Here is a 12,141-nt window from a genome sequence, read left to right as displayed (position 1 = left end):
GATCGAAATCTCGTGCGTTCCCCGGCAGCTTAAACGCGCGGGCAATTAGAACATCTTCTCATTATTGCGGGACTTTTTGAGGGTGTCACGCAGGTCTATGACCGAATTATTATTCCACGGTACGCTCCACCCAGAATGATCCAATAATGCTGCCAGTACTCCGGCGGTAAAGCCCCAAATCACGTAATCATTGGCATAAAACGCCGGCCCTTGCCACCGCTTGAAGCCCACCAGCAGGCGGTTGCGGGGGTCAATGAGCTCCCCGAGCGGGACGAAGAACACATCATCGGTCTCCGCCGGGCTAGCGGGATAGACTTCGCCCGGCTGGTTCCAATGGGCCAGGATGGGGCTTACCGGATTCCCCGTGGCGCGAATGTGCAGCTGTTCCCACTGCTCTAAGGGCGTGACCGTGTGGCGCTGCAGATCGGTTTCCTCCCACGCCTCCCGCAGGGCGGTATCTACCAGCGAGGTATCACCCGGATCCCGCCGGCCGCCAGGAAAGGCAATCTGACCGGAATGCGAGCGCAGGGACGGCGAGCGGTGCGTAAGCAAAATTTCGCCATCCTCCACACTGTTCCCGCTAAGCAGCATCAGCACCGCGGCTTCCCGCTTGGTTGGCACCTCTTCCTCTGAGCCATTGAGCTGCGATGCTTGCCGCTGCCCAATAAGTTCCTGCACCTGACTCGGATCGACGCCCAGCGCGGGTTTTATCCACTCGGGTGCGTACTCGGGCCATAATTCACTCATCCGGCGAGCGCCTCCTCAACCGTTTTTTCGATTTCGGCCGCCGAGGTAAACGGCTGGGCTGCCTGCTTAACCACTTCCCCATCGCGGAGAATCACGGTCACGGGAACCACGCCCGGCAGTCCCAGCGTGCCCGCGAAGCTATTATCCGGATCTTGGAAGCTCGGCAGGTCTACTCCCACATCGTTGAGAAAGGCAGCCCCGTTGGCGGCGTTTTTATCCGCGTGCACCCCAATGACCTTCCAGTCAGGGTGAGACTTTGCCACCTCGTCCAGGTGGGGCAATTCCGCGCGGCACGGCTCGCACCACCATGCCCACACATTGGCGATGGTAATGCCTTCATCCGCCTTGTCCCCTTCGCGTGCATCATCGCCGCCCAAGCATTCCAGTTCCACTCCGGCGATGGGCCCCGCGGGGCAATCTGGGCGCTCGGCCACGTCCTGGTAACCCGCCGAGCCCGATTCCGATCCCGCGCCAGGGGCCTGCGCCGAATCGCCCGTGCCGTTGTCATCCCCACGCAGCTGCATGACCCCCACCACCACGAGGGCTGCGATGACAATGGCCGCAATGACGGTGCCGAAGACGTATTTTTTCATACCGCTAGCTTAATGCAGCTGGGCACAGATCCCGCACCACGCAATTCCCACACTCCGGGTTCCGGGCATGGCAGACGCGCCGGCCGTGAAAAATGATGCGGTGGGAAAACATCGTCCACTCGGCCTCTGCAATGAGCTTGGCGATGTCCCTTTCTATCTTCACCGGCGTCTTCTCCCCCGTCAGCTCCAGGCGCTGCATCAGGCGGCTAAAGTGCGTATCCACGGTAAGGCCCGGTACCCCGAAGGCATCGCCCAGCACCACCAGCGCCGTCTTGCGGCCCACCCCAGGCAGGGAGGTCAGTTCCTTTACGGTCTGTGGCACCTCGCCGCCGAATTCAGAAACCAAGCGCTCGCCGATGCCCATAAGATGCCCCGCCTTTGCCCGCTGAAACCCCAGCGGCCGCAGGATCGCCTCCAGATCCTCCCGGCTGGCTGCCGCATAATCGGCCGCGGTGGGATAGGCGCGAAACAGCTCAGGGGTTACCGAGTTCACGCGCGCATCCGTGCACTGCGCGGAAAGCACCGTGGCCACCAAGAGTTGGAGGGGAGAGTCGAAATCGAGCTCGCACCGCGCATCGGGGTGTTCGCTTGCCAATCGCTCGTTAATGATGGGCGCTCTCTTACTCGGGGCCGCGGTGGCCGGCAGTGATGAACTCATGCCGCCAAGCTTAGTAGGATAGGAATACATGATTTCACTTGTTATTTTTGTACCGCTTGGTATCGCCCTTTTCGCCCTCCTCATGGAAAAATTGGAAGCAGTTGTCTTCGCCGATTAGCCGGAAATCCGCTGGCTGTAACACTAGGGGCGTAAGTGAACCCATTTCTGTCGTGTGACCATTATGGGGACAGTGTCCAAAAGTGACTAACTGCACTGTAGAATGGGGTACGCTAAAAATTGACCCCGCTTGTTCCGCATTAGCGTGCCTCCCTGGAGCCCGCAAAAGGATGTGGCCCAAGCACTTTAGTGACTTTTCGCAGTCGACATCCAAGGAGTAAAACGTGGAAGGCGTACAGGACACCCTCTCCCGCGCCGGAATCTTCCAAGGCGTTGATCCCGTAGCAGTGCAGAATCTTCTCGAGCAGATGGAGACAGTGCGCTTCCCGCGCGGTACCACCATCTTCGATGAAGGCGAGCCTGGTGACCGGTTGTATATCATCACCTCCGGCAAGATTAAGCTCGCCCGCCACGCCCCGGATGGCCGCGAAAACCTCCTGACTGTGATGGGCCCGTCCGATATGTTCGGTGAGCTTTCCATCTTCGATCCGGGCCCACGCACCTCGTCTGCCGTCTGCGTGACCGAGGTCCAGGCCGCCACCATGAACTCCGAGTTGCTGGATAAATGGGTAAGCGATCACCCCGCCATCGCTCAGCAGCTGCTGCGCGTGCTGGCCCGCCGCCTGCGCCGCACTAACGCTAACCTGGCGGACCTCATCTTCACCGACGTGCCCGGCCGCGTTGCCAAGACCCTGCTGCAGCTGGCTAACCGCTTCGGCGTCCAGGAAGGCAGCGCGCTGCGCGTCAACCACGATCTCACCCAGGAAGAGATTGCCCAGCTGGTAGGCGCTTCCCGCGAGACCGTTAATAAGGCCCTGGCTACCTTCGCCCACCGCGGTTGGATTCGCCTCGAGGGCAAGTCCGTGCTCATCGTCGATACCGAGCACCTCGCCCGCCGCGCGCGATAAAACCACAAATTCCCTTCGTCCCCCGTGCATAAGCACCAGGGGCGGAGGGAATAAGCGTTTTAGCCGGCGTCCTGCCGCGCCGCGCGTTAGTTATCGGTACCGTCGAGGTACTTCAACGCGGTGCGCGTAGACTGCTCTGCGGCATGGCGCAGCACCGGATCCACATCGTCATACATTTCATTGACCAAGGTGGTCAGGTCCACGTCATCACCCAGCCGGGAGCGAATTTCCCGGATCTGATCCAAGCGGTAGTGGCGGCGATCAATGTACTTGCGCGCCACCTGCGAGGTATCCTCCAAATCCGGCCCGTGGCCCGGGAAGAGCGGAACATCCTTCCCGCGAGATTCCAGCACATCCAGGGTACGCAGGTAATCCGCCAAATCGCCGTCTGTTTCTGAGAGCAAAACGGTGTGGCGCCCCGCGATGGTATCGCCGGTGGCGATGCCTTCTAACCGGGAATTATCCGCCTCACCGCTCCACACGAAAAAGGACGTGGAGTCCGCGGTGTGACCCGGCGTGTGCAGGACCTCCAGTTGCGGGGTGATGCCTTCTAGGGTCAGGATTTCACCCTTCTGCAACGCCTCCGCGCCATTGCAATAGCTGGGATCGAAGGCGCGGATGGGCGCGCCGGTCATCTGCCGGAGACGTTGTGCGCCCGAAGCGTGGTCATCGTGGCGGTGGGTAAGCAGAATTAAAGCCACCTCACCGGCATGGCGATGCACTACGTTGAGGTGGCCTTCATCCTCCGGCCCCGGGTCTACGACGATCGACCGAGAGTCTTCAGCGGCACTGATAATCCAGGTATTCGTGCCCTCGAGGGCGGTATAGCTGGGATTATCACAAAGGACTACGCCAACGGATTGGCTTACGGGACGCAATTGACTGTATGCGGGGTGCTCCATGCCTACCAGCCTAACCGATCACTCAGCGATCTCTACGATCAATTCGATCTCCACCGGGGCATTCTTGGGTAAGGCAGCAACGCCGACTGCAGAACGCGCGTGCGTGCCGGCCTCGCCGAATACCTCCCCGATGAAATCCGATGCCCCGTTGACCACCGCGGGCTGTTCTTCGTAGCTGGGATCCGAGGCCACGAAGCCCACGATCTTGATCACGCGGGAGATATTATCCAGCCCGATCTCCGCATCAACGGCCGCCAAGGCGTTGAGTACTGCAGTGCGGGCCTGTTCTTGGGCCTGCTCCGTGGTGACCTCAGCGCCGACCTTGCCGGTCACCGGCAGCGATCCATCCACCAGGGGAAGCTGCCCAGAGGTCCATACCTGGTCGCCCACGCGCAGCGCGGGCACATAGGAAGCCAGCGGCTTAGCGACGCCCGGCAGCTCCACCCCCATCTCTTTCAAGCGAGCGGAAAAGCTCATTTACTCTGCCACCTCGCGCTTAAAGTAGGCCACCACGTTCTCCGGGTTCGGGCCAGGGGTGATGGAGACCAATTCCCATCCGTCTTCGCCCCAAGAATCAAGGATCTGCTTGGTGGCGTGGGTCAGTACTGGTGCGGTTGCGTATTCCCATTTAGTCATGGGATTCATTCTAGCGATTTAGTACGACTTATGCCGCCCCTATTCGGCAGCGCTGCCACCGCTACGCGGGCAGTCACACCCCTGACCGCCTTAAATACCGACGAGTTCGCCACCCTTAGCCAGGTAATTGGCCCAGTCCGTGATGTGGGGGTTCTTGCGCAGCAGCGCGCGGCGCTGACGCTCGGTCAACCCGCCCCACACGCCAAATTCCACGCGGTTATCAAGGGCGTCTGCGCGGCATTCCGTTAAAACGGGGCAGTGGCGGCAAATGACGGCGGCTTTGCGCTGTTCAGCGCCGCGCACGAATAATGCGTCCGGGTCCTCATTGCGGCACTTTGCTTGAGTGACCCACTCACCACGCTCGGGATTTCGGGCTGTATTGGACATTCCCGCAGTCTTCACTCGAACGGTCATGGGTGAGTGTTCTCCTTCCCAGACGGAATACTATGTACCGAAGCCTGAGTCTATTCACTAGAACGCGAGATTGTCTACGAGGTCACACTTTAGGGGGTGCAAGTCACCTTCCCCATTGCCAGGCAGACCACGTAGGGTATTGGGCGTGACTGTCTTCAAATCTTTGTCCAAGATAGCCCTGTCCACGGTCTTGGTAGCCGCGCTCATCGCGCTCGCGCTCGCCCCCTTTGCGGGCATTTCCGGCGTAGCGATCACCCGCACCAACCAGACCATGCAATCAGACCTGCAAGACCTAACAGCGGGCAATATCCCCGGCGTTACCACGGTGCAGGATTCCTCGGGCAAAGATATGGCCTACGTCTATAGCCAACGCCGCCACCCCGTAGATAGTGACGAGATCTCGGATGCGATGAAAAACGCCATCGTCTCCATTGAAGACGAGCGCTTTTACGAGCACGGCGGCGTCGATCTCCAAGGCAATTTCCGCGCTCTGTGGACCAACCTGACCTCCGGCGGGGTATCTCAGGGCGCATCCACCATTGACCAGCAGTACGTCAAGAACTACCTCCTGCTCGTCTCCGCACAAAACGATGAAGAACGGGCTGCTGCGACCGAGCAGTCCGCCACCCGCAAGCTGCGCGAAATGCGCATGGCAACGCAGATGAATGAGGAGTTGGATAAGCAGGAAATCCTCACCAATTACCTCAATCTGGTCTCCTTTGGTAACCATGCCTACGGTGTGGAAGCCGCCGCGCGGACCTACTTTGATAGCCACGCCGCGGACCTCACGGTGCCGCAGGCGGCGATGCTGGCGGGTATGGTGCAGTCTTCAGAGCGCCTCAACCCTTATACCAATGAGGAAGAGGTGCTTGACCGCCGCAACGTCGTGCTCCAATCCATGGTGGATAACGGCTATCTGGAGCAGGCGGATGCGGATGAGTATAAGGGGGAAGAATTGGGCGTCGGCAAGCAGCCCAATACCCTGGCCAATGGCTGCATCGGCGCAGATGATCGCGGTTTTTTCTGCGATTATGTGCTGCAGTACCTCGAGGAAAAGGGCATAGACCAAGACCAGCTCGCCCACGGTGGATACACCGTAAAGACCACGCTGGACCCGCAGGTGCAGGATTCGGCGCTGTCCGCAGTGCAGTCGCGCACCAACCCAAATGCCCAGGGCGTCGCTGAGGTGATGGACGTTATCGAACCGGGCACGTCGGACCGCAAGGTCCTGGCCATGGTCTCGTCCCGTGCGTACGGGCTGGACCAAGACAATAATGAAACCCTGCTGCCGCAGACCAACTCCTTGGTGGGCAATGGCGCGGGGTCGGTTTTTAAGGCCTTTACCGCCGCGGCCGCCCTCGAATCTGGCTACGGCATTAAGAATACGGTGGATGTGCCCACCCGCTACGAGGCCGAAGGCCTTGGCCACGGCGGCGCCGATAACTGCCCCGCCAACCGCTACTGTGTGGAAAACGCGGGCAATTATAAGGCCACGATGACGCTGCAAGAGGCCTTGGCCCACTCGCCCAATACGCCATTTATCAAGCTCACCGAGCAGGTTGGCGTGGCACCCATCGTAGATATGGCGGTGCGCCTTGGCCTGCGCTCCTATGACGAAAAGGGCACCTTTGATAAGGACACCTCCATCGCGCAGCGCACGAAGGACGCCAATTCCGGTTCCTTTACCCTGGGCCCCAATCCGGTAAATCCGCTGGAACTATCCAATGTCGGCGCAACGATTGCCTCCAATGGCCGGTGGTGCGAGCCCAATCCCATTGACAAGGTCCTAGATAAGAACGGCAACGAGGTCTACCTCAAAGAGACCCCGTGCGAGCAGGCGGTAGACCAGGATGTGGCCCACGCCCTGGCCAATGCGCTGTCTGAAGATGCCAAGCAGGGAACCGCCAAGGATGCCGCCCACGCTGCTGGCTTTAGCTCCCCCGTCGCCGCCAAGACCGGTACCACCGAGTCCAACCAGTCCTCGGCATTTTTGGGATTCAACGACGGACTCGCCGCCGCTCCTTATATTTATAACGACGGCACCGATACCCAGCCTCTGTGTACCTCCCCCGTGCGCCAGTGCACCGGAGCTGGCAACCTCTTTGGTGGCTTAGAGCCCGCGCAGACATTTTTCACCATGGCATCGCAGCTACCGCAGGCTACTCAGAGCGGTCTGCCCAATTACAATAAGAAATACGATGACGGCACCACCGGGGATAAGTTGCTCGATAGCTTGCGCGGCAAAAACGAGTCACAGGCCCGCAGCACCCTTGAAGCCAAGGGCTATGTGGTAAAAACCTCCCGCGTCGTCGGCGGGGATGTCCCCTACGGCCGAGTGGTGCGCGCGATTACCGGCAAGGATGGCAAGAAGGACGGCGCCGAGATTACCCTGCAGCTTTCCGATGGCACCTCTGCCACCCAATCCCCCTCCAGCGGCGTGGGCAGTGCGAATACGACCGGCGCACAAAATAACACCGGCAGCGCGAACACTACCGGTGTGAGCAACTGGGGAGGAAATAACGGCGGCGGATTGAACCTCAGCCCAGAGGACTTTGGAATCCGCCAAGAAGATATCGATAACTTCCGCAACGATATCCGCAATCTCCTCGGCCGCTAAAGATTAGTTAAGCTGGCCCTTTACCTCTGCGGAAAGGCGCTTGCCGTCGGCCTGGCCGGCGGCCTTTGCGTTGGCCACCTTCATGACCGCACCCATCTGCTTCATGGTGGGTGCTTCGCCGTTTTCCTTTTCTACCTCAGCAATTGCTTCTTCTACCAAGGCCTTAAGCTCCGCATCATCGAGCTGGCGCGGCTGGTAGGCCTCGAAGAAGGGGACATCGGCAAGCTCAGCCTCTGCCAATTCCGGGCGGCCATTTTCTTCATAGACCTCTGCGGACTCGCGACGCTTTTTAATCTCGCGCGCGATGACCTTGAGGATGTCTTCATCCTCTAGCTCGTGGCGGGACCCAGTGGTTTCCTCGGCCTGGATTGCCGCCAGCAACGCGCGAATGGCGCTGGTGCGCTGCTTTTCCTTGGCCTTCATCGACGTTTTCAGATCTGCTCGAATAGTATCTTTTAGCTCGCTCATGCCTTTCAATATACGTCCATTTAAGGCAGGTAGTGTAGAAGCTGTGAAACTTCAACGGATTCTTGGCGGCGTCGCCGCCGGCCTAGGTGTTGCTGCTTGGGGCTTTAGCGAGCTCACGAAATTCGAACTCAAGGAATTTACCCTTCCGCTCCTGCCCAAAGGCACCCTGCGCGGCGAAGAAGAGTTCCGCCTGCTGCACATTTCTGACCTGCACATGATCCCGGGCCAGCAGACGAAGATCGATTGGGTCTCCGCCCTCGATGCGCTGGAGCCAGACCTCGTGGTCAATACCGGCGACAACCTCTCCGATAAGCAGGCCGTGCCCGATACCCTGCGCGCGCTCGGCCCGCTGCTCGCCCGGCCCGGCGTCTTCGTGTTCGGCACCAATGATTATTGGGCGCCGCGCCCGGTCAACCCCTTCAAATACCTGCTGGGCAAAAAGCGCGAGCCCTCCTACCTGGACCTTCCCTGGCGCGGCATGCGTGCGGCCTTCGTGGAGCACGGTTGGTACGACGGCAATCAGGCCCGTCACGAGTTCAAGGTAGGCAATGTCCGCCTCGCCGTGGCTGGGGTGGACGATCCGCACCACGACTTGGATGATTACTCCGAAATCGCCGGCCCGCCCCACGAGGACGCCGATCTCTCGCTCGCCCTACTCCACGCCCCCGAGCCGCGCGTGCTCGAAAAGTTCGCCGCCGATGGTTACCAGCTCTCCCTTTCCGGCCATACCCACGGTGGGCAAATTTGCCTTCCTGGTTCGCGCGCCATCGTGACCAATTGCGGCATCGACCGCCCGCGCGCACAGGGCCTGCACGATTTCGGCCCGATGAAGATGCACGTCTCCAATGGCTTGGGCACGTCCAAATTCGCCCCGGTGCGTTTATTCTGCCGCCCCTCAGCCACCCTGTTGAGGATCACTGAGGTGGACTAGACCTGCCGTTTTGTCGATCTCATTCACCATGCGTTAAAGTATCTCAGTACTGCTTTTAAGCAGTGACCGGGATATGGCGCAGGTTGGTAGCGCGCTTCGTTCGGGACGAAGAGGTCGCAGGTTCAAATCCTGTTATCCCGACAATAGCCCGCAGGAAACTGCGGGCTATTTCCATGCCTATAGGGCCGGCGGATTCCAGGGCCCGCTTAGGCCAGCATCCCGGTAAAGAATGCGATGGCGACGAGGATAATGGAAAATATCCATGCGATGGGGAAGGCTATCTTGAGGTACTTGCCCATCTGACCATCCGCCAGTCCCAGCGCCAGCCACAGCGCTGGCGAAAATGGGGAGACGAAGGTTCCCACCACGTTGCCGATAATGAGGGCGCTCGCAGCGCCCATTCCGCTGACGCCGAAGGACTCCACCGTGCCTTGGACAATGGGCAGTACCGAGAAGTAATACGCATCCGTGGAGGTCAACAGGTCTAGCGGAACCCCAAAGAATCCCACGATGACGTGCAGATACGGTGCCACTCCTTCCGGCAGAATATTCACCAGGCTCAGCGCGATTTCTTCTAGCATCTTGGTCTCATTGAGCACGCCCAAAAACATCGCGGCCGCAATGATCACTCCGGCCATGGACAAAGCGTTGGGGGCGTGGCGCCGCAAGGCATCGCCCTGCTCCATCGCGCCGTCGAAGTTGACCACCAAGGCAATGGTGGTAGCAATAAGGAACGCGGGCGCCGGTGGCAGCAAGCCCGAAAGCAGGGCAGCAAGCACGGCCAAGGCAACGACGATATTCGCGATGGTCACCCACCGGGATTTCCTGTACCTGAACCCGAGTTTCTGCTGTTCCTCGGCCTGCTTGGCGGAAAAATCATCCGCCAAGGAATTCACGTCCACAGAGATAGAGCCCTTGATTTCGCCGCTTTCCTGCAGCTTGACCAAACGGCGCTTTTCGCGCCATCCCAACAGGGCGGCAATGGTGAAGATGAGGACCACTGCCACACCTTGGATGGGCAATAAGTGCAGCCAGATATCGTTCGGGTCTTGCTCAACCACCGCACCGGCACGGCCCAGTGGCCCGCCCCACGGGACCATATTCATCACCGAAGCGGCCAGGGCCACGATAGTAATCAGCACATAGCGCGACATGTGCAGCGCCCGGTACAACGGCAGCAATGCGGGAATCGTAATAAGAAAGGTCGTGGAACCCGATCCATCGAGGTGCGCCACGATACCGATGGCGGCCGTGCCAATGGTCACGGCCATGACATTGCCGCGGGTCGCCTTAATGAGGCTGCGGATCACCGGAGTAAAAAGTCCCACATCTTGCAAAATGCCGAAGAAAATGATGGCGAAGATGAACATCACCACGACGTTGATGACAGAGCTTAAGCCTTCGCCGAAGAAATCCGCTATATCTTCTACACCGAAACCGGCTATCACAGCGCCGATGACGGGCACCAAGGTCATGGGAATAATGGGATTAACGCGTCCACGGATGAGGATGCCCACCGTCACAAAGATGATGGCCAGTCCCATCAGGGTCAGCCCGAGGGAGGTCTGCATTGCGCTCCTTCAAAAGTCACTGGCGCCCGCCTGGCGCACGCCATTAGCCAATAGACGTATAGCTAATGTTAAACATTGCTGTGTGGTAGCGCACATTCCTGCCGTGGGCCGCACATATCCCCCTGGGCCGACCTGGATAAATAGCTTTGGGGGTTAAGTAGCAGGAAGTGTGTCTCGGTTTCAGCGTAAGCGCTGGTTAGCTTGTTTAAATAGGAGCTGAATAAGCTTCTGGGGCCTATTCGGCCCTGCTTTTTGTTCAATCCACCGGAATGGCACCTGCATGTGGTATGTGGTGAGCTGGTTGAATTTTCCGGTGACTACTAACCGACCACGATGCCCTATTTGTGCAGGGCAGATGAAGAAAAATGGCACAACATCCAAAGGGAAAACCAGATGGCGATGCAAAGACCCCAACTGCGGAAGCTCCCTAACGCGCCAACGAACTGACCATACCCAGTCCCGGGACTTCCGCGCCTTCTACCGCTACGCGGTATCTACAACGTCATTGAACCAGCTCGCTCAGCAACAAGGAATAAGCCGGTGGACTCTCAACCGCCGGTTTGAACCCTTTTGGCTTATCGATATCCCTAATACCCCGGACCCTCACCGAATCTACGACCAAATCTTCATCGACGGCACCTACACCGCGGCAGGCTGCCTGCTTGTCGCAGCAAGCCATGACCACGTCATTGCCTGGCACTGGGCTAAAAAGGAATCCACCGACGCCTATATTCAATTACTTAAAAACATAGCGCCACCGTTATGCGTCGTACTTGATGGCGGACTCGGCGCCCAATCAGCCATCGCAACATGCTGGCCACACACACCAATCCAGCGCTGCCTAGTCCATGCCCAACGCGTAATCCGCCGATACACCACCAGCCGGCCACGCACCGATGCCGGCAAAGCCATCTATGGCCTAGCACTGCAATTAACCAAAATCAGCACCCTAGACCAAGCACGGGAATGGACGAAGAACCTGCATGACTTCGGCCAGGTCTATAAACACTTCCTTTCCGAGAAAACCCTGACCCCTACACACCGCCGCAGGTCCAACCGTAAGTGGGAATGGACCCATTTACGCGTTCGCCAAGCCTATAAATCACTGCGAAACCTTTCGCAGAAACAACATCTATTTACCTACCTTAAGCCACCACCACATGCTCTTATGCCACAGCGTTGGGTAGCAACGACAAACAGCCTCGAAGGCGGAGTTAACGCCCCGCTCAAACGCATCGCTGATGCTCACCGTGGAAGAACAGGAGAACGACAACGCAAAATGCTGGAATGGTACCTGTATTCACAAACACAACTGCCTGACGACCCATTAGAGATCGCCAGGCAGTGCAATTTCGGGCAAGACCAACTCGCCAAAGTCCAAGGCCTTACCCCAGAAGACCACAACACAGCCGACCCGGAAACAGGCCGACCAGCCTTCTACGACAACGCTATCCCAACCGAATACTCACACTCCATAGGAATCAGAAAAGGACCCATGAAATGACAAAAGGCGCCCAACCGACGACACGCCCACCAGACACACATTTTGCTACTTAACCCAGCTTTGGGCAAAACGGGA

At 58.8% G+C, this 12,141-nt stretch carries 13 protein-coding genes and 1 tRNA gene; 5 read left to right on the top strand and 9 right to left on the bottom strand.

Annotation, left to right across the window (positions count from 1 at the left end; all coding sequences use genetic code 11):
- Positions 1–45: 45 nt before the first annotated feature.
- From HMPREF1257_RS07610 to nth, 3 genes are read right to left on the bottom strand one after another with little or no spacing between them, the layout of a single operon-like run.
- Positions 46–747, bottom strand: coding sequence for a CoA pyrophosphatase (locus HMPREF1257_RS07610; RefSeq protein ID WP_023025033.1), 702 nt, complete (start codon positions 745–747; stop codon positions 46–48).
- A complete protein-coding gene (locus tag HMPREF1257_RS07605; RefSeq protein ID WP_023025032.1) occupies positions 744–1,340 on the bottom strand; it encodes a TlpA disulfide reductase family protein in 597 nt (198 codons plus the stop codon). Before HMPREF1257_RS07605 ends, HMPREF1257_RS07610 begins: the two co-directional genes overlap by 4 nt.
- Before the next feature lie 4 nt (positions 1,341–1,344).
- Positions 1,345–1,998 carry an endonuclease III gene (gene nth, locus HMPREF1257_RS07600; protein ID WP_034659463.1) on the bottom strand — a complete coding sequence of 218 codons (654 nt, stop codon included), beginning with the start codon at positions 1,996–1,998 and terminating at the stop codon, positions 1,345–1,347.
- Positions 1,999–2,339: 341 nt separating this feature from the next.
- Between nth and glxR the strand changes: the two genes are divergently transcribed.
- The gene (glxR, locus tag HMPREF1257_RS07595; RefSeq protein ID WP_005276495.1) at positions 2,340–3,023 is read left to right on the top strand and encodes a CRP-like cAMP-activated global transcriptional regulator GlxR; all 684 of its coding nucleotides are present in this window, start codon (positions 2,340–2,342) and stop codon (positions 3,021–3,023) included.
- Between the two features lie 86 nt (positions 3,024–3,109).
- On the opposite strand, the gene HMPREF1257_RS07590 is transcribed toward glxR, so the two are convergent.
- The 4 genes from HMPREF1257_RS07590 to HMPREF1257_RS07580 form a co-directional block, all read right to left on the bottom strand.
- Complete coding sequence (locus tag HMPREF1257_RS07590; RefSeq protein ID WP_023025029.1) at positions 3,110–3,925, bottom strand: MBL fold metallo-hydrolase; 816 nt, start codon at positions 3,923–3,925, stop codon at positions 3,110–3,112.
- An 18-nt stretch (positions 3,926–3,943) separates the two neighbouring features.
- Entirely contained in the window at positions 3,944–4,402 is a 459-nt protein-coding gene (locus HMPREF1257_RS07585; protein ID WP_023025028.1) for a RidA family protein, read from the bottom strand.
- Positions 4,403–4,561 carry a DUF4177 domain-containing protein gene (locus HMPREF1257_RS12250; protein WP_126318073.1) on the bottom strand — a complete coding sequence of 53 codons (159 nt, stop codon included), beginning with the start codon at positions 4,559–4,561 and terminating at the stop codon, positions 4,403–4,405.
- Between the two features lie 90 nt (positions 4,562–4,651).
- Positions 4,652–4,975 carry a WhiB family transcriptional regulator gene (locus HMPREF1257_RS07580; protein ID WP_005276491.1) on the bottom strand — a complete coding sequence of 108 codons (324 nt, stop codon included), beginning with the start codon at positions 4,973–4,975 and terminating at the stop codon, positions 4,652–4,654.
- Between the two features lie 145 nt (positions 4,976–5,120).
- Here HMPREF1257_RS07580 and HMPREF1257_RS07575 point away from each other — a divergent pair, with 145 nt between their 5' ends.
- The gene (locus HMPREF1257_RS07575; protein ID WP_023025026.1) at positions 5,121–7,592 is read left to right on the top strand and encodes a transglycosylase domain-containing protein; all 2,472 of its coding nucleotides are present in this window, start codon (positions 5,121–5,123) and stop codon (positions 7,590–7,592) included.
- A gap of 3 nt (positions 7,593–7,595) precedes the next feature.
- On the opposite strand, the gene HMPREF1257_RS07570 is transcribed toward HMPREF1257_RS07575, so the two are convergent.
- Positions 7,596–8,060 (bottom strand): GatB/YqeY domain-containing protein, encoded by a 465-nt coding sequence (locus tag HMPREF1257_RS07570; RefSeq protein WP_023025025.1) that lies wholly within the window; start codon positions 8,058–8,060, stop codon positions 7,596–7,598.
- Positions 8,061–8,103: 43 nt separating this feature from the next.
- Here HMPREF1257_RS07570 and HMPREF1257_RS07565 point away from each other — a divergent pair, with 43 nt between their 5' ends.
- Together HMPREF1257_RS07565 and HMPREF1257_RS07560 are read left to right on the top strand one after the other, a co-directional pair.
- Positions 8,104–8,991: a metallophosphoesterase gene (locus tag HMPREF1257_RS07565; protein ID WP_023025024.1), complete on the top strand. Its 888-nt coding sequence runs from the start codon at positions 8,104–8,106 to the stop codon at positions 8,989–8,991.
- Positions 8,992–9,058: 67 nt separating this feature from the next.
- Positions 9,059–9,132 (top strand) — tRNA-Pro (locus HMPREF1257_RS07560).
- A gap of 65 nt (positions 9,133–9,197) precedes the next feature.
- On the opposite strand, the gene HMPREF1257_RS07555 is transcribed toward HMPREF1257_RS07560, so the two are convergent.
- The gene (locus tag HMPREF1257_RS07555; RefSeq protein WP_023025023.1) at positions 9,198–10,562 is read right to left on the bottom strand and encodes a CitMHS family transporter; all 1,365 of its coding nucleotides are present in this window, start codon (positions 10,560–10,562) and stop codon (positions 9,198–9,200) included.
- Positions 10,563–10,875: 313 nt separating this feature from the next.
- On the opposite strand from HMPREF1257_RS07555, the gene HMPREF1257_RS07550 reads away from it, so the two are divergent.
- Positions 10,876–12,066: an IS1249 family transposase gene (locus HMPREF1257_RS07550; RefSeq protein ID WP_034659221.1), complete on the top strand. Its 1,191-nt coding sequence runs from the start codon at positions 10,876–10,878 to the stop codon at positions 12,064–12,066.
- Positions 12,067–12,141: the final 75 nt, after the last annotated feature.

It is taken from the genome of Corynebacterium sp. KPL1814, assembly GCF_000478175.1.
Lineage (GTDB): Bacteria > Actinomycetota > Actinomycetes > Mycobacteriales > Mycobacteriaceae > Corynebacterium.
Note: the sequence above shows the minus strand (reverse complement) of the source record. Positions and strands in the feature narration are given on the sequence as shown.